This window comes from uncultured Phycicoccus sp., from assembly GCF_947495705.1.
In the GTDB taxonomy this organism is placed as follows: domain Bacteria; phylum Actinomycetota; class Actinomycetes; order Actinomycetales; family Dermatophilaceae; genus Phycicoccus.
Genome location: NZ_CANLZR010000001.1, coordinates 350,507 through 373,036, shown reverse-complemented (window position 1 = coordinate 373,036; position 22,530 = coordinate 350,507). Strand labels below are relative to the sequence as shown.

General features: G+C 74.7%; 24 protein-coding genes and 2 tRNA genes. 8 read left to right on the top strand and 18 right to left on the bottom strand.

Features of this window, described 5'->3' with window-relative positions:
- Positions 1-61 precede the first annotated feature (61 nt).
- Genes rsmD through Q0963_RS01835 form a run of 3 tightly spaced genes read right to left on the bottom strand, consistent with a single transcriptional unit; the run spans position 62 to position 4,477 of the window.
- Positions 62-625 carry a 16S rRNA (guanine(966)-N(2))-methyltransferase RsmD gene (gene rsmD / locus Q0963_RS01845; protein ID WP_299441624.1) on the bottom strand — a complete coding sequence of 188 codons (564 nt, stop codon included), beginning with the start codon at positions 623-625 and terminating at the stop codon, positions 62-64.
- Complete coding sequence (locus Q0963_RS01840; protein ID WP_299441622.1) at positions 622-2,787, bottom strand: ATP-dependent DNA helicase RecG; 2,166 nt, start codon at positions 2,785-2,787, stop codon at positions 622-624. Before Q0963_RS01840 ends, rsmD begins: the two co-directional genes overlap by 4 nt.
- A 1-nt stretch (position 2,788) precedes the next feature.
- Entirely contained in the window at positions 2,789-4,477 is a 1,689-nt protein-coding gene (locus Q0963_RS01835) for a DAK2 domain-containing protein (protein WP_299441620.1), read from the bottom strand.
- A 137-nt stretch (positions 4,478-4,614) separates the two neighbouring features.
- On the opposite strand from Q0963_RS01835, the gene rpmB reads away from it, so the two are divergent.
- Positions 4,615-4,809, top strand: a complete 195-nt coding sequence (gene rpmB, locus Q0963_RS01830) for a 50S ribosomal protein L28 (protein ID WP_010849146.1) — start codon at positions 4,615-4,617, stop codon at positions 4,807-4,809.
- Between the two features lie 86 nt (positions 4,810-4,895).
- Here the strand turns inward: rpmB and thiL are convergent, their stop codons facing one another.
- Complete coding sequence (gene thiL, locus Q0963_RS01825) at positions 4,896-5,921, bottom strand: thiamine-phosphate kinase (RefSeq protein ID WP_299441612.1); 1,026 nt, start codon at positions 5,919-5,921, stop codon at positions 4,896-4,898.
- Positions 5,922-6,054: 133 nt separating this feature from the next.
- Between thiL and Q0963_RS01820 the strand changes: the two genes are divergently transcribed.
- Both Q0963_RS01820 and Q0963_RS01815 read left to right on the top strand, forming a co-directional pair.
- Positions 6,055-6,288, top strand: coding sequence for an Lrp/AsnC family transcriptional regulator (locus Q0963_RS01820; RefSeq protein WP_299442442.1), 234 nt, complete (start codon positions 6,055-6,057; stop codon positions 6,286-6,288).
- Between the two features lie 83 nt (positions 6,289-6,371).
- Positions 6,372-6,731 (top strand): DUF3515 family protein, encoded by a 360-nt coding sequence (locus Q0963_RS01815; protein WP_299441609.1) that lies wholly within the window; start codon positions 6,372-6,374, stop codon positions 6,729-6,731.
- Positions 6,732-6,771: 40 nt separating this feature from the next.
- On the opposite strand, the gene Q0963_RS01810 is transcribed toward Q0963_RS01815, so the two are convergent.
- The gene (locus Q0963_RS01810; RefSeq protein WP_299441606.1) at positions 6,772-7,902 is read right to left on the bottom strand and encodes a glycosyltransferase; all 1,131 of its coding nucleotides are present in this window, start codon (positions 7,900-7,902) and stop codon (positions 6,772-6,774) included.
- 40 nt (positions 7,903-7,942) lie between these two features.
- Complete coding sequence (locus Q0963_RS01805; RefSeq protein WP_299441603.1) at positions 7,943-9,067, bottom strand: D-alanine--D-alanine ligase family protein; 1,125 nt, start codon at positions 9,065-9,067, stop codon at positions 7,943-7,945.
- A 36-nt stretch (positions 9,068-9,103) separates the two neighbouring features.
- Between Q0963_RS01805 and Q0963_RS01800 the strand changes: the two genes are divergently transcribed.
- Positions 9,104-10,213, top strand: coding sequence for a PLP-dependent aspartate aminotransferase family protein (locus Q0963_RS01800; protein ID WP_299441600.1), 1,110 nt, complete (start codon positions 9,104-9,106; stop codon positions 10,211-10,213).
- A 123-nt stretch (positions 10,214-10,336) separates the two neighbouring features.
- Here Q0963_RS01800 and Q0963_RS01795 read toward each other — a convergent pair whose 3' ends face one another.
- Both Q0963_RS01795 and Q0963_RS01790 read right to left on the bottom strand, forming a co-directional pair.
- On the bottom strand, positions 10,337-11,335 hold the full coding sequence (locus tag Q0963_RS01795) for an NAD(P)H-dependent glycerol-3-phosphate dehydrogenase (RefSeq protein ID WP_299441597.1): 999 nt from the start codon (positions 11,333-11,335) through the stop codon (positions 10,337-10,339).
- Positions 11,332-12,090 (bottom strand): 1-acyl-sn-glycerol-3-phosphate acyltransferase, encoded by a 759-nt coding sequence (locus Q0963_RS01790; RefSeq protein WP_299441594.1) that lies wholly within the window; start codon positions 12,088-12,090, stop codon positions 11,332-11,334. The genes Q0963_RS01795 and Q0963_RS01790 overlap by 4 nt, the downstream gene beginning before the upstream one ends.
- Before the next feature lie 88 nt (positions 12,091-12,178).
- Here Q0963_RS01790 and cofC point away from each other — a divergent pair, with 88 nt between their 5' ends.
- Positions 12,179-13,030, top strand: coding sequence for a 2-phospho-L-lactate guanylyltransferase (gene cofC / locus Q0963_RS01785; RefSeq protein ID WP_299441591.1), 852 nt, complete (start codon positions 12,179-12,181; stop codon positions 13,028-13,030).
- Positions 13,031-13,039: 9 nt separating this feature from the next.
- Here the strand turns inward: cofC and Q0963_RS01780 are convergent, their stop codons facing one another.
- The 3 genes from Q0963_RS01780 to leuC form a co-directional block, all read right to left on the bottom strand.
- The gene (locus Q0963_RS01780) at positions 13,040-13,741 is read right to left on the bottom strand and encodes an HU family DNA-binding protein (RefSeq protein WP_299441588.1); all 702 of its coding nucleotides are present in this window, start codon (positions 13,739-13,741) and stop codon (positions 13,040-13,042) included.
- A 149-nt stretch (positions 13,742-13,890) separates the two neighbouring features.
- The gene (gene leuD / locus Q0963_RS01775; protein WP_299441585.1) at positions 13,891-14,481 is read right to left on the bottom strand and encodes a 3-isopropylmalate dehydratase small subunit; all 591 of its coding nucleotides are present in this window, start codon (positions 14,479-14,481) and stop codon (positions 13,891-13,893) included.
- On the bottom strand, positions 14,481-15,896 hold the full coding sequence (gene leuC, locus Q0963_RS01770; protein ID WP_299441582.1) for a 3-isopropylmalate dehydratase large subunit: 1,416 nt from the start codon (positions 15,894-15,896) through the stop codon (positions 14,481-14,483). Before leuC ends, leuD begins: the two co-directional genes overlap by 1 nt.
- Before the next feature lie 154 nt (positions 15,897-16,050).
- On the opposite strand from leuC, the gene Q0963_RS01765 reads away from it, so the two are divergent.
- Positions 16,051-16,794, top strand: coding sequence for an IclR family transcriptional regulator (locus Q0963_RS01765; protein ID WP_299441579.1), 744 nt, complete (start codon positions 16,051-16,053; stop codon positions 16,792-16,794).
- 119 nt (positions 16,795-16,913) lie between these two features.
- A complete protein-coding gene (locus Q0963_RS01760; RefSeq protein WP_299441576.1) occupies positions 16,914-17,252 on the top strand; it encodes an NAD(P)-dependent oxidoreductase in 339 nt (112 codons plus the stop codon).
- 18 nt (positions 17,253-17,270) lie between these two features.
- Here the strand turns inward: Q0963_RS01760 and Q0963_RS01755 are convergent, their stop codons facing one another.
- A complete protein-coding gene (locus Q0963_RS01755) occupies positions 17,271-17,768 on the bottom strand; it encodes a monooxygenase family protein (protein WP_299441573.1) in 498 nt (165 codons plus the stop codon).
- 90 nt (positions 17,769-17,858) lie between these two features.
- On the opposite strand from Q0963_RS01755, the gene Q0963_RS01750 reads away from it, so the two are divergent.
- A complete protein-coding gene (locus tag Q0963_RS01750) occupies positions 17,859-18,461 on the top strand; it encodes a MerR family transcriptional regulator (protein WP_299441570.1) in 603 nt (200 codons plus the stop codon).
- Positions 18,462-18,506: 45 nt separating this feature from the next.
- Here Q0963_RS01750 and Q0963_RS01745 read toward each other — a convergent pair.
- The 6 genes from Q0963_RS01745 to Q0963_RS01720 form a co-directional block, all read right to left on the bottom strand.
- A tRNA-Glu gene (locus tag Q0963_RS01745) sits at positions 18,507-18,579 on the bottom strand.
- A 105-nt stretch (positions 18,580-18,684) separates the two neighbouring features.
- A tRNA-Gln gene (locus Q0963_RS01740) sits at positions 18,685-18,756 on the bottom strand.
- A 60-nt stretch (positions 18,757-18,816) separates the two neighbouring features.
- Positions 18,817-19,578, bottom strand: a complete 762-nt coding sequence (locus tag Q0963_RS01735) for an HAD family hydrolase (protein ID WP_299441567.1) — start codon at positions 19,576-19,578, stop codon at positions 18,817-18,819.
- A complete protein-coding gene (gltX, locus tag Q0963_RS01730) occupies positions 19,575-21,125 on the bottom strand; it encodes a glutamate--tRNA ligase (RefSeq protein ID WP_299441564.1) in 1,551 nt (516 codons plus the stop codon). Before gltX ends, Q0963_RS01735 begins: the two co-directional genes overlap by 4 nt.
- Before the next feature lie 53 nt (positions 21,126-21,178).
- On the bottom strand, positions 21,179-22,321 hold the full coding sequence (locus Q0963_RS01725; RefSeq protein ID WP_299441562.1) for a N(5)-(carboxyethyl)ornithine synthase: 1,143 nt from the start codon (positions 22,319-22,321) through the stop codon (positions 21,179-21,181).
- Positions 22,318-22,449 (bottom strand): hypothetical protein, encoded by a 132-nt coding sequence (locus Q0963_RS01720; RefSeq protein ID WP_299441559.1) that lies wholly within the window; start codon positions 22,447-22,449, stop codon positions 22,318-22,320. Before Q0963_RS01720 ends, Q0963_RS01725 begins: the two co-directional genes overlap by 4 nt.
- Positions 22,450-22,530: the final 81 nt, after the last annotated feature.

Genomic DNA, 22,530 nt, shown 5'->3' with positions numbered 1-22,530 from the left:
TCATCCTGGCAGAGCGCCCGGCCCCGCTGCGGGGTCGCGCCGCGGTTTCGATCCCGGCCGGTCAGGTCCGGCCGGCGAGCCAGACCGTCGTCTCGCCGTACCGCCGGGGCTTGCCGACCCGCTCGAGGCCGACCGGCCAGGCGGGCTCCGGGGAGCGCGAGGAGCGCTCGACGACGACCATCGCGCCGGGGGCGGCCCAGCCCTCGACGAGCCGCCCGAGCACGGCGGCGAGGGCGTCCTCCCCCAGGTCGTACGGCGGGTCGACGAGGACGAGGTCGGCGGCGTCGTCCTCGGCGGCGTCGGGTGCGAGCGCGGCCGTGACGGTCGTGGCCAGGACGCGGGCCTCCTCGAAGCCGAGGGCGCGGACGTTGGCGCCGACGGTCGCGGCGGCCCGCCGGTCGGACTCGACGAGCACCGCCGAGCGGGCGCCCCGGCTCATCGCCTCGAGCCCGAGCGCCCCCGATCCCGCATAGAGGTCGAGCACCCGCGCACCGCGGACGGCGTCGCGGGCGTCGAGCGCCGAGAACAGCGCCTCGCGTACCCGGTCGCTCGTCGGCCGGGTGCCCGAGCCGGGCGGGGTGCGCAGGGTCCGGCCCCCGGCCGTGCCGGCGATGATGCGGGTCATCCGCGCTCCAGGTAGGCGGCCTGCTCGGCGTCGACCCGGGCCCGGACGGCGGCGGCGAGCAGGGGGTGGTCGGTGAGCTCGGGGTCGGCCTCGACGAGGGCGAACGCGTCCTCGCGGGCGGCGGCGATGACGTCCTCGTGCTCGAGGATGTGGAGGAACTCGAGCTGGGTGCGCCGGCCGTGCTGGGCCGCCCCGAGGATGTCGCCCTCGCGGCGCTGCGACAGGTCGAGGCGGGCGAGCTCGAAGCCGTCGGTGGTCCCGGCGACGGCGGCGAGCCGGGTGAGGGCCGGCTCGGCATCGGTCCCGGTCACGAGGAGGCACAGCCCCGGGTGGCCGCCGCGCCCGATCCGGCCGCGCAGCTGGTGGAGCTGGGACACCCCGAACCGGTCGGCGTCCATGACGACCATGACGCTGGCGTTGGGCACGTCGACGCCCACCTCGATGACGGTCGTGGACACCAGGACGTCGGTGTCGCCGCGCTGGAAGCGACCCATGACCGCGTCCTTGTCCTCCGCCGACATCCGCCCGTGCAGCACCTCGACCGCCAGCCCCTGGAGCGCCGGCTCGTCGGCGAGGGCGGCGTGGACGGCGGTGACGCTCTTGAGCGGCCGGGGCGGTGACGGTGCCTCGTCGTCGGGGCCGGCCGGCTCCGCGATGACGGCGCCCTCGTCGGGGGCGTCCTCCTCGCCGATCCGGGGGCAGACGACGTAGGCCTGCCGGCCCGCGCGGACCTCCTCGGCCACCCGCGCCCAGGTGCGCTCCATCCAGCCGGGCTTGTCCTCGGGGACGACGTGGGTGGTGATGGGGGCGCGTCCGGCGGGCAGCTCGCGCAGCGTCGAGGTCTCGAGGTCGCCGAAGACCGTCATCGCGACGGTCCGCGGGATCGGGGTGGCGGTCATGACGAGCACGTGGGGCGGGGTGGCGCCCTTGCCGCGCATCGCGTCCCGCTGCTCGACGCCGAAGCGGTGCTGCTCGTCGACGACGACGAGGGCGAGGTCGAGGAAGTCCACGTGCTCCTGGAGCAGGGCGTGGGTGCCGACGACGATGCCGGCCTCGCCGCTGACGACGTCGAGCAGGGCCTTGCGCCGCTCCGCGGTCGACATGCTGCCGGTGAGCAGCACGACCCGGGTGCCGTGCTCGGAGCCGCCGAGCATTCCGCCCATCGCGAGGTCGCCGAGCATGCCGGTGATCGTGCGGTGGTGCTGGCCTGCGAGGACCTCGGTGGGGGCGAGCAGCGCGGCCTGCCCCCCGGAGTCGACCGCCTGGAGCATCGCCCGCAGCGCGACGACGGTCTTGCCCGACCCGACCTCGCCCTGGAGCAGCCGGTGCATCGGCACGTCGCGGCCCAGCTCGGCGGCGACGGTCTCGCCCACCTCGCGCTGGCCCTGCGTGAGGGTGAAGGGGAGCCGCTCGTCGAAGGCGGCGAGCAGGCCGTCGGGGCGGCCGGCCCGGGGCCGGGTGGCCTGCCCCGCCGAGGCGCGCCGCCGCTGGGCGAGGGTGGTCTGGAGGACGAAGGCCTCCTCGTAGCGGAGCCGGCGGCGGGCCTCCTCGACCTCCTCGAGGGTGTCCGGGGTGTGGATGCCCCGCAGGGCCTCGGTGCGCCCGATGAGGCCGCGGCGGGAGCGCACCGGCTCCGGGAGGGCGTCGGGGACGTCGTCGAGGACGTCGAGGACGCGGCGCACGCTCTCGGTGACCGTCCAGGTGTGCAGCTTGCCGACCCGCAGGTAGAACGGGATGAGGTTCTTGCGCTCGCCGGCGTCGAACTCGTCGAGCATCGAGTAGCCGGGATGGGTCAGCTGGTTCCGCGAGCCGTACCGGCCGACCGTGCCGGCGAAGATGCCGCGGGCGCCGGGCACGAGGGCCTTCTCGTGTCCCCAGGCCTTGAAGAAGGTGACGTCGAGGTCGTTGCGCCCGTCGGTGATGACAACCTCGAGCATCGTCCCCTTGCGGCGCTGCATCGGGCGGGTCCGCGCGCTCTTGACCTCGGCGACGCCGACGAGGAACTCCCCCGGGGTCACCGCTCCGAGGTCGGACTCGCGGGTGCGGTAGCGGCGCGGCCAGAAGGCGAGCAGGTCGCCGACGGTGTGGATGTCGCGGTGCTTGGCGAACTCGGCGGCCGCCTGGGCGATGATCGGCCGCAGCGGGCTGGACTCGGAGGCCACCTCACTCCACCCCCAGGAGCAGCGGGTACACGGGCTGCCCGCCCTCGATGACGACGACCTCGACCTCGGGCCGGTCCCGGCCGAGCGCCGCGGCGACCTGCCGGGCGAGGTCGTCGTCGGCGTCGGCCCCGATGACGAGCGTCACGAGCTCGCCACCGGCCGACAGGAGCCGCTCGAGGACGTCCCGGGCGGAGGCGACGAGGTCGGTGCCGAGGAACGCGACGTCGCCGTCGACGATGCCGAGCACGTCGCCGGGGCGGCAGACCCCGGCCCAGGTCAGGGCCTCCTTCGTCGCGACGGTCACGGCGCCGTGCCGGGTCGAGACGGCCGCCCCGGTCATCGCGACGATGTTGGCGTGGATGCTGCGGTCGGGGTCGAGCACCGCGAGCGCCGCCAGCGCCTGGACCGTCGTGCGCGCGGGGACGACGTGGACCTCGATCCCCTCGCCCGCGGCCGCGCGCGCCGCGATCTCGGCGGTCATGAGGCCGTCGGGGTCCGCGGGGAGCAGGACGACCGAGGGTGCACCGGTGCGGCGCGCGGCGTCGACGAGCTGGTTGGCGGAGGGGCGGCGCCCCGGGCCGAAGTGGACGGGGACCGCGCCGGCGGTCTCGAGGACCGTGGCGACGCCGGGGCCCGCCGCGCCGGCGACGACCCCGATGGGGACGACGTGCTCGCGGGCCGCGACCTGGCTCGCGAGGTGGGTGATGCGGACCCGTTCGGGACGCCCGGCGGCGATGCCCGCCTCGACCGCCGCGCCGGCGTCGTCGACGTGCACGTGGACGTTCCACAGGTCGGGGCCGCCGACGACGAGCAGCGAGTCCCCGAGCCCGTCGAGGGTGTCCCGCAGCGTGTCGACGGCGGCGGCGTCCGTCTCGGTGAGCAGGTACATCACCTCGAAGGCCGGGCCGTCCGCGCCGTCGTCGTCCGGGCCGGCCGCGGCCCCGGACGGGCCGGGACCGTCCGCCACGTCGTCGGCTCGCTCCCGGTGCCACTCGCTCCGGTGGCGGGGCGGCGCGGCCGCCAGGAGCCCGTCGTCGGTGCCGCTCCAGGCGCCGGTGACGACGCGGTGCAGCGACTCCAGGAGGAGCACGCAGCCCGCCCCGCCGGCGTCGACCACCCCGGCGCGGGCGAGCACCGGCAGCAGCTCGGGGGTGCGGGCGAGGGCCTCCCGGGCGGCGGTGACGGCGGCGGCCGAGACGTCGGCCAGCCGGCCGCCCGCGTCCGCCGCCCGGCGTCCGCCCGCTGCCGCGGCGTCGGCCACCGTGAGGATTGTGCCCTCCTGGGGGTGGGCGACGCTGCTGCGGGCCTTGGCCGCGCCGCGCTCGAGGCACTCGGCGAGCAGGGCGACGTCGACGGCCTCGGCGTCGCGCTCGATGACGACGTCGCAGAGCCCGCCGACGACCTGGCTGAGGATGACCCCCGAGTTGCCCCGGGCCGACATGAGGATGGCGCGGCGCAGGGTCGTGCACTCCCGGACGAGGTCGGCGGTGCCGCGGACCCCGTCGGCCTCCAGGGCCGCGGTGGCGTCCTCGATCGCCCCGTCGAGGGTGAGGTAGAGGTTGGTGCCGGTGTCGCCGTCGGGGACGGGGAAGACGTTGAGCTCGTCGATCTCGGCACGGCGGGCGGCCAGGGCCGCGCGGGTGAGAAGGGCCCAGTGCCGGGCGTCGTCAGCGGTGAACACGTCGGGCACGGCCTCAGGGTAACGGTCGGGGCCGTGGAGCCGTTTTGGTCCGCCGCGCGTCGCTCGGCTACTCTTGTCCGGTTGCGCATGCGCCGACGGCGCTGCGCCCCACGACCACCAACACGTTAACTTCGTAGGAGATACCTGTGGCTGCCAACTGCGACGTCTGCGGCAAGGGCCCGGGTTTCGGGCACAGCATCTCGCACTCCCACCGCCGCACCAAGCGCCGTTGGAACCCGAACATCCAGCGCGTCAAGGCGCTCGTCGGCGACGCCGGCGTCACCCCGAAGCGGCTCAACGTCTGCACCTCGTGCCTCAAGGCGGGCAAGGTCAAGCGCTGACCTCGCACTGACGCACCCGGAACGGGCGGCCTCCCTCGTGGAGGCCGCCCGTTCCGCGTCCCCGGCCGTCCCGTCAGGCCGGCGGGTCACGGCGTCGCGAAGTGGTCCCAGCCCCGGGCGTCGGGCAGGTCGCCGTCGACGGTGACGCGTGCGCCGGCGGGCCCCGGCTCGTGGACGACGCCGATGACGGTCCACGGCGCCCCGGGCAGGGCCGGGAGGTCCGTCCCGGCCGGGAAGCACCCGACGAGCGAGTGCTCCTCTCCCCCGGCGAGCACCTGGTGCAGTGCCTCGTCGGCCCCGAGGCACTGCGTGAGCGGCCCGGCGGCGAACCGCTCGCGCAGGACGGCTCCGTCGAGGTCCACGGCCACCGCGCTGGCCCGGGCGACCCGCCCGAGGTCGGTGACGAGCCCGTCGCTGACGTCGATGAGGGCGGTGGCTCCGGCATCGGCAGCGACCGGGCCCGCCCGCCAGGGTGCGCGCGGTGCGCGGTGCGCGGCCAGCAGCCCGGCCGCCGCCTGCTGCCGTTCGGGGTCGCTGGCGCGCGGCGCCGGCCCGTCCGCGAGGTGCAGCGCCAGGCCCCCACCCGAGCGCCCGAGCGACCCGCAGACGGCGACGACGTCGCCGGGCCTCGCCCCGGACCGGAGCACCGGGCGGCGGCCCCGGAGGTCGCCGAGCGCGGTCACGGAGACGACGAGGACCCCGGGCGGACCCGATGACAGGTCGCCCCCGACGACCGGCGCACCGGCCTCCTCCGCCACCGAGGCGATGCCCCGGGCGAGGTCGAGCACCCAGGCGGCGGCCGTGTCGGGGTCTGCGACGAGCGAGACGAGCAGGGCGGTGGGCTCGGCACCCATCGCGCCGATGTCGGCGAGGTTCTGCACCGCGACCTTGACGCCGACGTCGTGCCCGCTGGACCAGTCGTCGCGCCAGTCGCGTCCGCGGACCATCCCGTCGGTCGTCGCGACGACCGCGCCGCTGGGGGCGCCGACGACCGCGGCGTCGTCCCCGGGGCCGACGGGGACCGAGCCCCAGGGCCGAGGGGTGGCGCCGGCGTACACCGGGAAGATCCGGGCGAGCAGCGCGGGCTCGTCGAGGTCACGCAGCCGCTCCATCGTTCGCTCCTCCCTGCGGTGTCGTCCGGACCACCGGCACGGTAGCGTCTGCGACGTCCCCGCTCGTTGCGCGGGGGCGAGCACGATGGGGCCGCCCAGGCCCCGACGACACGACGACGACAAGGTGGACGCAGTGGTTCAGGCCTACATCCTGGTGCAGACCGACGTCGGCAAGGCCGCCTCCGTGGCCGAGGCGATCGCCCGGATCGAGGGCGTCGTCCTCGCCGAGGACGTCACCGGCCCCTACGACGTCATCGCGCGCGTCGAGTCCGAGACCGTCGACGACCTCGGCCGGCTCGTCATCTCCAAGATCCAGGACACCGACGGCATCACCCGGACCCTCACGTGCACGGTGGTCCACGTCTGACCTCCCGGCTCCCACGCACGGCGGCAGCGACGTTCGCTGCCGCCGTCGTGCTGTCCGGGTGCTCGTCGGCGGTCGAGGTGTCCGTGCCCGGGGGCGCGGGTGCCCCCGGGTGCGCCGACCCGGCCTGGCCGGCGACCCTGAGCGACCTCCCCCGGCGCGACACGAGCCCGGCCGACCCGGCGGTCGCGGCGTGGGGGGACCCGGCGGTCGTGGCCCGGTGCGGCGTGGCCGCCCTCGGCCCGACGCCCTCGGAGTGCATCGAGGTCGACGGCCAGGGGTGGGTCGCCGAGCCGCTGAGCGACGGCACCCGCTTCGTGTCGTTCGGCACCGACCCCGCGGTGGAGGTCCTCGTCCCGTCGCGCTACGACCCCGCCCCGCTGCTGCTCCCGGCCTTGACGACCATCGCGCAGGCGCTGCCCGGGAACGGCCTGGAGTGCCGCTGAGCGGCTCCGCGCCGCCCCTGCCGGCGACACCCGCGCCGGTTCAGCCCCAGAGCTCGGCCGCGACCTCGGCCGGGGCCGGCATGGCCTCGATCTCGGCCCGGACCGCGGCCGCGGCAGTGGCGAAGGACGGGTCGCCGAGCACCCGCTGCGCCGCGTCCCGGATCGCGTCGACGCCGAACAGCGGCGGTGGGACCGCGACCCCGGCGCCGGCGCGCTCCACGAGCTGGGCATGCATCGGCTGGTCCGCGCCCCGTGGGAGCGCGACCTGCGCCGTGCCGTTCGCCAGGGCGCCGAGCATGATCCCGGCGCCGCACTGCGAGACGACGAGGTCGACCTCGGGCAGCACCCGCGCCTGTGGCAGGAACCGGACCGCGAGGACGTGGTCGGGCACCGGGGCCAGCGCGTCGGGGTCGACGTCCGGGCCGGTCGTCACGAGGACGGGGCGTCCCAGCCCGGCCAGCGCCTCGATCCCGGCCGCCAGCTCGTTGCCGGCCGTGTTGAGCACCGTGCCGAGGGTGAAGTAGACGGCGTCACCGTCCGCCAGCAGGCTGCGGACCTCGTCGGGGAGGTCCTGCCCGCCCGGTTCGCCGGCCGACGGGCGCAAGGGCCGCGCGCCGGGCCAGGGGGTGGGTCCGTCGGGGTGCAGCGAGGGCGGCGTGACGTCGACGCACTCCTCGGCCGACAGAAGACCCCACACGTCCTCGAGCCCCGGCCGCTCGGCCACGGCGCCGGCGATCATCTCGTAGAAGGGGAACAGCGGGCCGAAGCCGTGCACGACCGCGGGCACCCCGAGCCGGTCCGCCAGCACGGGCCCGGCCAGCTCGAGCATCTCGTGGACGACGACATCCGGTTTCCACCGGCGCGCGAGCGGCTCCAGGTCGGTGAGTCGCTCGGCGGCGGAGTCCCCGAACAGCGTCGCGACCCCGACGAGGTGCTGCACGTCGGCCGGGGCGCGCTCGGAGGCCTCGACGTGGCGCCGCCACATGTCCGACCACACCGGGCCGGCCGCGGCGGCGTCGAGGCCGCGCTCGCGCAGCGCGGGCACGAAGTCGGGGCCGGTGGCGACGAGGACCTCGTGGCCGGCGGCCCGGGCGGCCCGGAGCAGCGGCAGCATCGGCAGGGCGTGGCCGTACGCCGGGCTCGTCGTCACGAGGATGCGTCGGCGTCGCATCCTCGCAGCGTGGCAGCCGTCGCCCCCGGTGTCGAGACCGTCAGCGCAGGCCGGTGCGGCGCTCCAGCGCCAGCGCGATGAGCTCGTCGATGAGCTCGGGGTAGCTGACCCCCGTGGCCGCCCACATCCGCGGGAACATCGAGCTCGGGGTGAACCCCGGCATCGTGTTGACCTCGTTGACGACGACCTCGCCGTCGTCTGTGAGGAAGAAGTCGACCCGGGCCAGGCCCTCGCAGCCCGCCGCCTCGAAGGCGGTCGCCGCCATCTCGCGGATCCGGGCGGCGGTGGCCGCCGGCACGTCCGCCGGCGTCATGAGCCGCACGTCGTCGTCCGCGAGGTACTTGGCGTCGAAGTCGTAGAAGTCGTGGTTCGCGACGACGACGCACTCCCCCAGCTCGCTCGTGCGCGCCGCGTCGGTGCCGTGGCCCTCGAGCACCCCGCACTCGATCTCGCGGCCGCTGATGCCCTGCTCGACGACGACCTTGGGATCGTGCACGCGTGCCGCCTCGACCGCCGCCTCGAGGTCGGCCATCGACGACACCCGCGAGATGCCGATGCTCGAGCCGGCCCGGGCGGGCTTGACGAAGACGGGCAGCCGGAGGCCGCCGACGGACGCCATCGCGGCCTCGGGGTCGCGCCGCCAGTCGCGGTCGGTGATGACGACGTACGGCCCGACCGGCAGCCCGGCCGCGGCGAGGACCGTCTTCATCATCGCCTTGTCCATCATCACCGCCGACGCGGTGACGCCGGAGCCGACGTACCGGACGTCGGCGAGGTCGAGCAGCCCCTGGATCGTGCCGTCCTCACCGAAGGGTCCGTGCAGGAGCGGGAAGACGACGTCGACCTCGCCGAGGGTGCGCGGCGGCTCCCCCGCCTCGTGGACGACGAGGGTGCGGTCGGTGGCGCTGGTGGGGACGACGACGCTCGCGGACCCGCCGTCGACCTCGGGCTCGTGGCCGCGGCCGAGCCGGAGCGGCTCGGGGTCGTCGGCGGCGAGCACCCAGTGCCCGTCCTTGGCGATGCCCACGGGGATCACCTCGTAGCGGGTGCGGTCGAGTGCCTCCAGGACGCTCGCGGCGGTCGCGCACGACACCGCGTGCTCGGACGAGCGGCCCCCGAACACGAGGGCCACGCGGGTCTTGGGGGTGCTGGTGCGGTCGCTCATCGCACGCGACTCTAGCCGCCCCTAGGGTGGGTCCTCGTGACCGACGAGCCGACCCCCGCCGCCGCCGACCTGCCCGACCTCGCCCCGGCGACCCGTCTCGTCGCGCTCGGGCGCGAGCCGGCCGCGCCGGGCGCCCAGGTGGGCGCCCCGCTCGTGCTCACCTCCACGTACCACGCCGACGGGCCGGTCTCCTACGCCCGCTCGGGCAACCCCACGTGGTCGGCCTTCGAGGTGGCGCTGGGGTCCCTCGAGGGCGGCGACGCGCTCGTCCTGGCCTCCGGGATGGCCGCGGTGTCGGCGGCCTTCGCGCTGCTCCCCCACGGCGGCACGGTCGTCGTCCCGGACGCCGCGTACAACGGGGTCATGGCCACCGTCGGGGACCTCGAGGCGTCCGGTGCCGCCGTCGTCCGCCGGGTCGACGTCACGGACACCGCAGCGGTGGTGGCCGCGCTGCCGGGTGCCGACCTGCTGTGGCTGGAGTCCCCGACCAACCCGCTGCTCGAGGTGGCCGACCTGCCCGCCCTCACGGCGGCGGCCCGTGAGCACGGCGTCCTCACCGTCGTCGACAACACCTTCGCCACCCCGCTCCTCCAGCGTCCGCTCGCCGACGGTGCCGACGTCGTCGTCCACTCGGCGACGAAGTACCTCTCGGGCCACAGCGACGTCCTGCTCGGGGCGGTCGTGACGGCGCCCACCGACTCGGGGCGGGCGCTGCACGAGCGGCTCCGACGGCACCGGCAGCTCGGCGGCGGCATCGCCGGCCCGATGGAGACCTGGCTCGCGCTGCGGGGGCTGCGGACCCTGCACCTGCGCCTGGAGCGGGCGTGCGCCGGTGCCGCCGACCTCGCCCAGCGGCTCGCCGGGCACCCCGCCGTGACCCGGGTCCGCTACCCCGGGTTCGGGGCGATCGTCAGCATCGAGGTCGTCGGCGGGGCCGAGGGCGCCGAGCGCGTCGCGGCGGCCACCGCCGTCTGGGTGCACGCGACGAGCCTCGGCGGGGTCGAGTCCCTCCTCGAGCGGCGCCGGCGCCAGCCCAACGAGCCCGAGAAGGTCCCGGAGGAGCTCATCCGGCTGTCGGTCGGCATCGAGGACGTCGAGGACCTGTGGCGTGACCTCTCCGCCGCCCTCGCCCGCGCCCGCCCCTGATTCTCGGGTGACCCGGGAAACCCTCACCTCACCCCGGAAGGGATCCCCCGCGAAGTGAGGGGTTCGCGGGTGTAGTCGGTGCTCGCGGCTCGGGTGCCGTGGGCACTCAGGGAGCGCGGGCGGTCAGCCGGTCTCGGCCTTGCGGGGCCGCGAGAGCAGGGCGGCCACCACCTGCTGCGCGGTACGGCCGTGCCGGATCATCGCGTCGACCTGCTCGATGATCGGCACGTCGACGCCGTGGGCCTGGGCGAGCGCGAGGATCGAGGTGCAGGACTTCACGCCCTCGGCGGTCTGCTTCGTCACCGCGACCACCTCGTCGACGGCCATCCCCTGCCCGAGGCGGACCCCGAACGAGTGGTTGCGTGACAGCGGCGACATGCACGTCGCGATGAGGTCGCCGACCCCGGCGAGGCCGGCGAACGTCACGGTGTCCCCGCCGACGGCCGTGCCCAGCCGGGTGGTCTCGGCCAGGCCCCGGGTGATGATCGAGGCCTTCGAGTTGTCGCCCATGCCGAGGCCCTCGGCCATCCCCACGGCGAGCGCGATGACGTTCTTGACCGCGCCCGCGATCTCGGTGCCGATGACGTCGGTGCCGGTGTACGGGCGGAAGTACGGTGCGGCACAGGCCGCGGCGACCCGCTCGGCCATCGCGGCGTCCCGGCAGGCGATGACCGAGGCGGCGGGCTGCTTGGCGGCGATCTCGCGCGCCAGGTTGGGCCCGGAGACGACGACGACGCGTCCCTCCTCGACCCCACCGACCTCGGCGATGACCTCGGACATCCGCTTGGTCGTGCCGAGCTCGACCCCCTTCATGAGGGAGACGACCGCCGCGTCGCCCGGCAGCACCGAGCCCCAGGCGGTGAGGTTGTCGCGCAGCGTCTGCGACGGCACCGCCAGCACGACGACGTCGGCACCGGCGGCCGCCTCGGCGGGGTCGGTGGTCGCCCGCACGGTGTCGGGCAGCCGCAGCTCGGGGAGGTACTCCTCGTTGACGCCGGCGTTGATCGCGTCGACGACCTCCGCGCGGCGACCCCACATCGTGACGGGCGTCCCCGCGTCGGCGAGCACCGCGGCGAAGGCGGTGCCCCAGCTCCCGGTGCCGTACACGGCCGCGCGGCTCATGCGGCGCCCGCCGTCGGGCGCGGACGGCCGGTGGTCGTCACACCGGCCTCGCGGGGGTCGAAGCGCCGGTCGGGCGCCCGCTCCCCCCGCAGCTCCTCGAGCTCGCGGGTGATCGCGGCGGTGATGCGCCCGGTCGCCTCGAGCAGGACCTCGTGGGTGACCGGCCGGTCGTGCAGGTCGGACAGGTCGACGGGGGCCCCGGCGCGCACGTGCATCGTCCGGCGCGGGAAGAGCCGCAGCCGCTTCGAGTAGGGCGCGAGGATCTCGTGCGGCCCCCACGTGGCGACGGGGACGACGGGGCACCGGGTCTCGAGCGCGACCCGGGCGGCTCCGGTCTTGCCGCGCATGGGCCACAGGCCGGGGTCACGGGTCAGGGTGCCGTCGGGGTAGATGGCGACGCACTTGCCGGCCCGGACCGCCTCGACCGCAGCGCGGTAGGCGTCGGCCGCCCGGCCGGACTCGCGGTACACCGGGATCTGGTCGGCCGAACGCAGCACCGCTCCGACGAACGGGACCGCGAACACCTGGCTCTTGCCGAGGAACCGGGGGGCGTACCCATGGTCGACGAGGAAGTGCGCGAACGGCAGCGGGTCGACGTGCGAGGTGTGGTTGGTGCACACGACCCAGCCGCCCTCGGTCGGCAGATGCTCGGCTCCGGACCAGTCCCGGCGCGTCAGCAGCATGAGGAGCGGACGCAGGATCCGGATGGCCAGGCGGTATCCGAAGGGACGCGAGTTGTCCTGGGGGGTGCTCACTGTGGCCTTCCGTGGGTCGGGTCACCGCATTGTGGTCCGCGCCGGGGTCGATGTCGAGCGCGGCACGGCGGGTTGGCAGGATCGAGGCGTGCCCGCCGCCCCCGACCTCGCGGTCGTCGTCCCCGTCAAGGGCGGGCCGCTGGCCAAGTCCCGGCTCGGGGCCGGGCGTGCCCTTCGCCGCGACCTCGCCGACGCCTTCGCCCGCGACACGGTCGCCGCGGCGCGCGCGGGCCTGCCGGACGCGCTCGTCGTCGTCGTCAGCGCCGACCCCGCGGTCCGCGCCTGGGCGGAGGCCGCGGGCTGCACGACCGTCACCGACGAGGGTGCGGGCCTCGACGCCGCGGTCGCGGCCGGGGTGGGGGTCGCGGCCCGGGCGGGAGCCCGCTTCGTCTGCGTCCTCCTCGGGGACCACCCGGCCCTGCGGCCCGCCGAGCTGGCCGAGGTCGTGCCGGCGCTGCGTGCCGCCGCCCCGGCGATGGTGCCGGACGCCGACGGCACCGGGACGGCGATGCTCGTGGCGCCGCTCGGCCCGGGCGCGGCCGTGCCCACGCGGTTCGGTGCGGGCAGCGCCGGCGCACACCGCGCTCTCGGGTACGCGTGGGTGGAGCCCGACGCCCCCGGCGTGCGGATCGACGTCGACGACGCATCCTCGCTGGCGGCGGCGATCGCGGTCGGGCTCGGCGCGCACACCCGGCGCGCCCTGGGCCGCGCTACCCTGCCGGGCGTGCAGGCAACCATCCATCGTGAGCCCGGCGAGAGCCCCGGCAGCGCACTGCTCGACGACGGGGTCGAGGTGCAGGTGCCGCTCGACTCCGTCGTGCTCAGCGGCCTGCTGCACCTGCGTGCCGGGCAACGGGTCAGTGTCGAGCTCGACGAGTCCGGCCTCGTCGCGACCCGGGTGTGGATCGTGGGGATCGGGCCGGGCGAGACGATCCGCTGAGGCGGCGCCTCAGCGCTTCGCGCCCGCCTTCTTCGCGGCGGTCTTCTTCGCCGGCGCCTTCTTCGCCGGCGCCTTCTTCGCGGCGCTCTTGGCGGGGGCGCTCTTGGCGGCCTTCTTCGCGGGGGCCTTCTTCGCCGGTGCCTTCTTGGCCGCACTGCCCGTGGCGGCCGTCTTGGCGGTGGACGCGGCGCTCTTGGCCGTGGCCTTCGTCGTCTTCTTCGCGGCGCTGCCCGTAGCGGTGGTCTTCGCCGCGGTCTTCTTCGCGGTGCTCTTGGCCGCGGCCTTCGTCGCGGTCGCGGCGCTCGACGCCGTGGACGCCGCGCTCTTGGTCGCCTTCTTCGCGGTCTTGGTCGCCTTCTTCGCCGTCGTGGCCGCGGCGGCGCCGGCGGTCCCGGCAGCCGCCCGGCCGGTGGCAGGGGCGGACTTCGGCAGGCTGCTCGGCTTGCGCACGTAGTCCTTGAACGCGGTGCCGGGCCGGAAGCGCGGCGCCCGGTTCTTCGGGATGCGCACGGAGTCGCCGGTGTGCGGGTTGCGGCCGGTGCGGGCCGCCCGTTCGACCCGGTCGAAGGTGCCGAAGCCGGTGATCGCGACCTTCCCGCCGCGCACGACCTCCCGCACGATCGTGTCGAAGACCGTGTCGAGGGCCTCGTTCGCCGCCTTACGGCTGCCGAGGGTCTTCTCGAGCTCTCTGACGAGGTCTGCCTTGTTCACGTGCGTCCTCCTCGTTGGGCGCCGGGCGCAGCCGACGGCGGTGTCGTACGCGGTCGGTCGGACCGACCGTGACACCTGACGCTATTCCCTGTGGCACAGGCGAGTCCACCCCCTGAGGTGGGGTGGTTTCGGCTCGGGGCCGGAGGAGGTCAGGCCGAGACGGTGGGCTTCCACGTCGGCCGGGTGGCCTCGTAGGCCGTGATGTCGCTCTCGTGGCGCAGCGACAGGCTGATGTCGTCGAGGCCCTCGAGCAGGCGCCACCGGGTGTAGTCGTCGACCTCGAAGGACGCCGTGAGGTCGCCCGCGGTGACCGTCCGCGACACGAGGTCGACCGTGACCGAGGTGCCCGGCTCGTTCTCGAGCAGCTTCCAGAGCAGCTCGACGTCGTCCTGGCTGCACTGCGCCGTGAGGAGTCCCTGCTTGCCACTGTTGCCGCGGAAGATGTCGGCGAAGCGGGAGGAGATGACGACCCGGAAGCCGTAGTTCATCAGGGCCCAGACGGCGTGCTCGCGGGAGGAACCGGTGCCGAAGTCCGGACCCGCGACGAGGACCGAGCCGGCGGCGTAGTTCGGGTCGTTGAGGACGAAGGTCTCGTCCCCCCGCCACGCGGCGAACAGCCCGTCCTCGAAGCCGGTCCGGGTGACCCGCTTGAGGTAGACGGCCGGGATGATCTGGTCGGTGTCGACGTTGCTGCGGCGCAGCGGGACCCCGATGCCGGTGTGGGTGGTGAAGGCCTGCATCAGTGGCTCCCCTCGCTCGCGGGCTCGAGATCGGACGGGCTGGACAGGGTCCCGCGGACGGCGGTCGCCGCCGCGACGAGCGGGCTCACGAGGTGGGTGCGGCCGCCCTTGCCCTGGCGCCCTTCGAAGTTGCGGTTGGACGTCGAGGCGCTGCGCTCCCCGGGCGCCAGCTGGTCGGGGTTCATGCCGAGGCACATCGAGCAGCCGGGCAGCCGCCACTCGGCGCCGGCCGCGGTGAACACGGCGTCGAGCCCCTCGCTCTCGGCCTGGAGCCGGACCCGCGCCGAGCCCGGGACGACGAGCATCCGCACCCCGTCGGCGACCTGGCGCCCCTTGATGACCTCGGCGGCGGCGCGCAGGTCCTCGATCCGGCCGTTGGTGCAGGAGCCGACGAACACGGTGTCGACGTGGATCTCGCGCAGCGGCGTCCCCGCGGTCAGCCCCATGTACTCCAGGGCCCGCTGCGCAGCGACCTTCTCGTGGTCGTCACCCATCAGCTCGGGGTCGGGGACGGCCTCGCCCAGCGGCGAGCCCTGCCCGGGGTTGGTCCCCCAGGTGACGAACGGGGTGAGGCTCGCGGCGTCGAGGACGACCTCGGCGTCGAACTCGGCGTCGTCGTCGCTGCGCAGCTCGCGCCAGGCGGCCACCGCGGCGTCCCAGTCCGCGCCGGTCGGGGCGTGGTCGCGGCCCTGGACGTACTCGAAGGTCGTCTCGTCGGGGGCGATCATCCCCGCCCGGGCACCGGCCTCGATCGACATGTTGCACACCGTCATCCGCGACTCCATCGACAACGCCCGGATGGCGCTGCCCCGGTACTCGAGGACGTAGCCCTGCCCGCCTCCGGTGCCGATCTTCGCGATGACGGCGAGCACGATGTCCTTGGAGGTGACCCCGTCGGGCAGGTCGCCCTCGACGGTGACCGCCATCGTCTTGAACGGCTTGAGGGGCAGGGTCTGGGTCGCGAGCACGTGCTCGACCTCGGAGGTGCCGATGCCGAAGGCCAGCGCCCCGAAGGCGCCGTGCGTCGAGGTGTGGCTGTCGCCGCAGACGATCGTCATCCCGGGCTGGGTGAGGCCGAGCTGCGGGCCGACGACGTGCACGATGCCCTGCTCGGCGTCGCCCATCGGGTAGATCGTGACGCCGAACTCGGCGCAGTTGCGCCGGAGCGTCTCGACCTGGGTGCGGCTGACGGGGTCGGTGATGGGCCCGGGCGTCGTCGGGACGTTGTGGTCCTCGGTGGCGAGGGTGAGGTCCGGGCGGCGCACCGTGCGGCCGGCGAGCCGGAGGCCGTCGAAGGCCTGCGGGCTCGTCACCTCGTGGAGGAGGTGGAGGTCGATGTACAGGAGGTCCGGCTCGCCCTCGCCGCGACGGACGACGTGGGACTCCCACACCTTCTCGGCCAGGGTTCCGGCCATGGATCGACACCTCCAGGAGTGGGCCGCGGGACCGCGGCCCGGGACGTTCGGGCACGGGCAGCGCGCCTGCGCGACGCCGCCCTTCTCCTGAGATTCGCACGCGGTTTGGGTGCATGGACTTGCGTCTCAGGCAATGAGACGTCAATATCAAGGCATGGACAACACCAGTGGGGTCGGAGTTCTCGACAAGGCGGCGGTCGTGCTGTCCGCACTCGAAGCCGGTCCGTCGACGCTCGCCCAGCTCGTCACGGCCACCGGCCTGGCCCGCCCCACGGCGCACCGGCTCGCGGTGGCACTGGAGCATCACCGCCTCGTGACCCGCGACGTCCAGGGCCGGTTCGTCCTCGGCCCGCGCCTCGGCGAGCTCGCCGCGGCCGCGGGTGAGGACCGCCTGCTCGCCGCGTCGGGCCCGGTGCTGGGCGCCCTGCGTGACCACACGAACGAGTCGGCCCAGCTGTTCCGCCGCCAGGGCGAGTACCGCGTCTGCGTCTCCGCCGCGGAGCGCCCGGTCGGCCTGCGCGACTCGATCCCGATCGGCGCGACACTCTCGATGCGCGCGGGCTCGGCGGCCCAGGTGCTGCTCGCCTGGGAGGAGCCCGACCGGCTGCACCGCGGCCTCCAGGGGGCCGCTTTCACGGCCACCGCGCTGTCCGGGGTCCGTCGCCGGGGCTGGGCGCAGAGCGTCGGCGAGCGCGAGCCCGGGGTCGCATCGGTCTCGGCGCCGGTCCGCTCCCCCAGCGGCCGGGTCATCGCCGCGGTGTCGATCTCGGGGCCGATCGAGCGGCTGTCGCGGCAGCCGGGCCGGCTGCACGCCGCGACGGTGATGGCCGGCGCCGCCAAGCTCACCGAGGTCCTGAGCCGGCACGCCGCCCAGCAGGACGCGCAGAACAACGCCTGAGCCGGGCCTCGACGGCGCCGCGCGGACCCGAAACGCAACCGACACATCGCGAGCCACCCGTGGCAACATCGGTGCGGCACGCTCGGCGCAGCTCTCGAGGACGCCCGAAGGAGGCCTCCGTGCCGCCGACACCTGGCCAGCGCATCGCCCGTGACCGCACCCGGCTCCTCGCTTTTCCCCGCCCGGACCGGCGAGCCGTCGTCGTGGGCGGTGGCCTTCTGGCGGCGCGACGGGCCGCGGCCCTCACCCGGGCGCGCACGCCGGTCACGGTCTTCGCGCCGCACCTGTGCGACGACGTGTTCGACCTCCTCGCCGAGCGGCTCGTGACCTGGGAGGACCGTTGGCCGGACCTCGCCGACCTCCGGGACGCCTGGCTCGTGCACGCCGCGAGCGGTGATGCCCAGGTGGATGCCCGGGTCTGCGCCCTGGCGGCGGCCTGGCAGGCCCGCGCGAGCTGAGCGCCGCCCCAGCCGGCCTCAGCCGAGCCGGGACCGGATCCGCTCGCGCGCGCTCTCGCCCCGACGGCCCACCGGGACGGTCCCGGCGACATCGGCCAGGCCCAGCGGCCGCGGGCCGGAGTAGATGCTCTCGGCGCCGTGGGGCTGCACCGCGTAGGTCTCGTGCCAGATCGTGACGGCCGTCGGGTCGGCCTTGGCGAGCTGGTAGAACTCGAGCCAGGCCGGCCGGTGCTCGTGCCCGGCGGCATTCGCGTAGGCGTAGATGTCGTCCACGCTGCGCCACCACTGGATCATCGTCGTGGCCATGAGGTGCACCGTGGACCGGCTGCCGAGGTAGCCCAGCGACTCGGCCTCCCCGCGCTCGGCGGCGGCCTTGTTCGCCTCGAGCTCGGCGATCATCCGCGGCATCGCGGCCCCGGCCTGCTGGACGATCCGCCGCTTCCAGGGCTTGTGGACCCGCAGGCCGATGAGGAAGACGGCCAGCGGCCCGTCGTAGGCGTGGGTGACGCGGTCCATGGCGGGCTCCTCGTTGGATAGTGCTACTGTCCGATAGGTCACCAGTTTGGACAGTGCCACTATCCATTGTCAAGAGGTCGAGGAGGGACGATGCGGATCTCCGAGCTCGCCGAGGTCACCGGGGTGCCGGTGCACACGCTGAAGTTCTACCTGCGCGAGGGCGTACTCCCCCCGGGGGCGGCGACGAGCCGGACCCGGGCCGACTACGGCGAGGCCCATGTGGAGCGGGTGCGCCTCGTGCGTGCCCTCGTCGAGCACGGCGGGGTCTCGATCGGTGACATCCGCAGCATCGTCGAGGCGCTGGACTCCCCTCCCCCGTCCCGCCACGAGCTGCTTGGGGTGGCGCATCGCGCCCTGCCGGGTGTCACCGCCGGGGCCGAGGTGTCCGCCGAGGTCGCAGACCTGCTCGAGAGCCTCGGGTGGACGACCTGCACCGACGGCCCCCTCGCGGCCGGGCTGACCGCCGCCGTCGCCGCGGCCCGGGCGGCCGGGGTCGAGCTCGCGCCGGCGGAGCTGCGCCGGTACGCCGAGGCGATGCGGGCGGCCGCCGAGGTGGATGTCGAGGTGGCCCTGCGGGCGACGAGCGCGGCCGACGCGCTGCGGACCGTCGTGCTCGGCACCGTCATGGTCGACCCCGTGCTCCTCGCCCTGCGGCGCATCGCCCAGGAGGGCGTCAGCGCCGAGCGCGGCTGACCGGGATATGCCAAACCCCCTGGCGGACCAGGGGGTTTGGCGGTGTAGCCCCGACGGGATTCGAACCCGCGCTACCGCCTTGAGAGGGCGGCGTGCTAGGCCACTACACAACGGGGCCTTGGTGCTGTCCGGACCGCTCGCGAAGCGGCCGGGCAACGAGAGAGAACCTTACCGAACGGCGAGGATTTCTCCGAATCGCCCTCGGCCGGAGCCGGGGCGAGAGCTGGGGTACCAGGACTCGAACCTAGAACGGATGAACCAGAATCACCAGTGTTGCCAATTACACCATACCCCATGGGGTATGCCGGTCGATCGTCCCTGGACGGGCGATCACCCGGCGAACCGAGTGGCGATACTACCGGCCCACCTCGTCCACCCCAAATCGCGGCGGCCCGCCCGGCACGAGCGTGGCGAGGTCGGCCAGCGAGGTGACGACGGGCACGTCCCGGCCGGCGAGCAGCCGGAGCCCGCCGTCGTCGGGGCGGCCGTCGCGCACGAGCCACGCCGCGGCCAGCCCGGCGTCCCGCGCGCCCAGGGGGTCGTTGACCACCTCGTCGCCGACGTGCAGCGTCGCCCCCGGGTCCGCGCCGAGCCGGCGGCAGGCCTCGTGGAAGGCGCGGGCGTCGGGCTTGCCCACCCCGAGGGTGTCCCGGGTGCAGACGACGTCGAAGAGCCCGACGAGGCCGGCGGCCCGCATCTTCGCGTCGGTGTACCGGGTCGAGGAGTTGGTGAGCACGCCCACGACGACGCCGGCGGACCGGAGCCGCTCGACCTCGGGGCGCACGTCGGGGAAGGCGCGCAGCGCACTGATGAACGCCGGCTCGTACCGCTCGTCGAACGCGCCCGACCGGCCCGCGGTCTCCTCCCCCAGCCAGGCCGCAAGGTCCGCCACCCGGCGGCGGCGCATCTCCTCGAACTCGATCTCGCCACGGGTGTAGGCGCCGAAGTGGTCGGCGGGGTCGTCCCGGAAGCGCACCCCGGCCAGGGCGAGTCGGCGCGGGTCCGCGCCGGGCCACGCCGCGGCCGCCGCCACCGCCCCGGCCGCGTGCATCGCGGCCCGGGTGTCGTAGAGCGTGTCGTCCGCGTCGAGCAGGACGGCGACGACCGGCCGGGTCACACCGTCGCGCGCAGCGCCGCGAGCCGGGCCAGCGTCGAGGACCTGCCGAGGATCTCCATCGACTCGAAGAGGGGCGGGCTGACCCGGCGCCCGGACACCGCCGTGCGCAGCGGCCCGAAGGCGAACTTCGGCTTGATCCCGAGCCCCTCGACGACCGCGGCGCGCAGGGCGGCCTCGATCGCCTCGGCGCGGAACGTCGGCTCGGCGCCGAGGACGCCCTCGTGGTCGTCGGGCAGCTGCTGCAGGGCCGCGATGGCGGCGTCGAGCACCTGCCCGGCGTCGTCCTTGAGCTGGGCCCGCGCGTCCTCGGCCACCTCGACGGCGTCGTCGGCGACGTAGAAGGGCGCGACGAGGTCGGCCGCCTCGGTGAGGTGGGCGATCCGGGTCTGGATGAGCTCGGCGACCTGCTCGAGCCGCGCGAGCTCCCCGAGCGTCGGGCTGTCGCCGAGTACGCCGTCGCGCTGGAGGAAGGGAAGCAGCCGGGACGCGAAGTCCTGCTGCCCGAGGGCGCGGATGTGCACGCCGTTGAGCCAGTCGAGCTTCTTGAGGTCGAAGATCGGCCCCACCGGGTTGACCTCGCGCCAGTCGAAGCGCGCGGAGAACTCCTCGAAGGTGAAGACCTCGACGTCCTCCCCCTCGGCGCCGTGGGCCGGCGGGTAGGCCAGCAGGGCGAGGAAGTTGACGAGCGCCTCCGGCAGGTAGCCCTGCTCCTGGAACCAGGTGAGCCGCGCGGCGGGGTTCTTGCGCTTGCTGATCTTGGACTTGTCGGTGTTGCGGAGCAGCGGCATGTGCGCGAACCGGGGCGGGGTCAGGCCGAGCCAGCGGTAGAGGAGGACGTGCTTGGGGGTGGAGCTGATCCACTCCTCGCCGCGCACGACGTGGGTGATGCCCATCTCGTGGTCGTCGACGACGACGGCGAGGTGGTAGGTGGGGAAGCCGTCGGCCTTGAGGATGACCTGGTCGTCCGGGCGCGGAGCCGTGAGCCGCCCCCGGATGAGGTCGTCGAAGGCGAGGTCGACGTCGTCCGGGACGAGCATCCGCACGACCGGCGTCTCGGAGAAGCCGGGCAGCGCCCGCCGCTCGTCCTCGGTCTTGCCGACACAGAGGCGGTCGTACCCGGTGGGCTGCTTGAGCCGCTGCTGCTCCTCCCGCATCGCCGCGAGCCGCTCCGTGGAGCACCAGCAGCGGTAGGCGTGCCCGTCGGCGAGGAGACGCTCGACGTACGGCGCGTACGTGGTGAGCCGCTCGCTCTGCCGGTACGGCGCGCACGGGCCGCCGACGTCGGGGCCCTCGTCCCAGGTCAGGCCGAGCCACCGCAGGGTGTCGTACACCTGCTGCTCGGAGTCCTCCCGGAACCGCGCCCGGTCGGTGTCCTCGATGCGCAGGAGGAACCGGCCCCCCTGCTGGCGAGCGAACGCCAGGTTGAACAGGGACATGTAGGCCGTGCCCACGTGCGGGTCGCCGGTGGGCGACGGGGCGACGCGGAGGCGGACCGGGCCGGGCAGGTCGCCGGCGGGGGTCGCGGGGGTCTGGGGGTGCTCGCTCATGATGGCGACAGCCTATGAGGGAACCGGCCCGCCGGTCGCACCCGGTGGTGCGCTCAGACCACGGCGTAGGGCGGCTCGGCGGCCCGCCCCTGGAAGGACAGGATGGCGGGGTTGACCACGAGGCCGTCGCGGATCTCGATGGCCCGGCTCACCGTCTCGTCGGCGTCCCAGGCGGCGCCACCCTCGAGCACGGTGCGCAGGAACGGCATCACCGCCGCGCTGTTCTCCCAGGTCGCGGAGTTCCACAGGTACGACGGGCTGTGGTCGACCGCGTAGTACAGGACGTTGTCGCCCACGACGAAGGTCGGCTCCTCGAAGGTCGTCGGACGCGCCCACTCGAAGCCCATCGCGAGGTCGCACGAGACGTCGACGATGACGCTCCCGGGGCGGAACGCGTCCAGGTCCGCGGTGCGCAGGTACACGACCGGGTGCGCGGTGTCCTGCAGCGTGCAGTTGACGACGATGTCGTTCTCGGCGAGGTAGGCCGGCAGCGGTTCGCGGCCGCGCTCGGTGATGACGTGGCTCAGGTGCTCGCCGTCGGGGTCGGGGTCGAACTGGCGGATCCGCACCGAGTGGATCGGCGACCCCACGGCGGCGACCTGCCGGTGGGTCAGCACGGCGACCTCGTGCACGCCGTGGGCGTTCAGGGCGGTGACCGCCCCCCTGGCCGTCGCCCCGAACCCGATGACGACGGCGCTGAGGCGGCGCCCGTAGTCGCCCGTGAGCCCGGCGAGCTCGAGCGCCTGCAGCACCGAGCAGTACCCGGCGAGCTCGTTGTTCTTGTGGAAGACGTGCAGGCCGACCGCGCCGTCGCGGGTCCAGTGGTTCATCGCTTCGAAGGCGATGAGGGTCAGTCGCCGGTCGATCGCGAGCTGGGTGAGCTCGGGGTCCTGGACGCAGTGCGGCCAGCCCCACAGCACCTGTCCGGGCCCGAGCGCGGCGACGTCGGCGTGCTGCGGCTTGGGCAGCAGCACCACGTCGGAGCCGGCCAGGATCTCGGCGCGGGAGGCGAACCCGCCGACGTGGTCGGCCAGCGCGGCGTCACTCGCGCCGAACCGGGCGCCGTACCCGTGCTCCAGGGTGATCCGGGCCCGCAGGTCGGCGTCCAGCCCGGGGATGTGGTCGGGATGGAGCGGCAGCCGGTGCTCGTTCTCCTTGGCCGACGAGCCGATGACCCCGAGCCCGAGGAGCGTCACTTCTTCTTCGGGTGGATCACGTCGGAGAAGGTGGTCTCAGCCCCTTTGCTGCGCTTCTCGGCGCGCTTCTCCTTGATGGACTTCCCGGACTTCTTCGACATCGTGTGCCGCGGCGACTTGTCGCTCATGGGGGTATCTCTCTGAGAGGAAGCCTGGACGGCTCCGCACCCTCGACAGTACGCCCTCGTGGGTTGTCGGGTCTCTCCCCG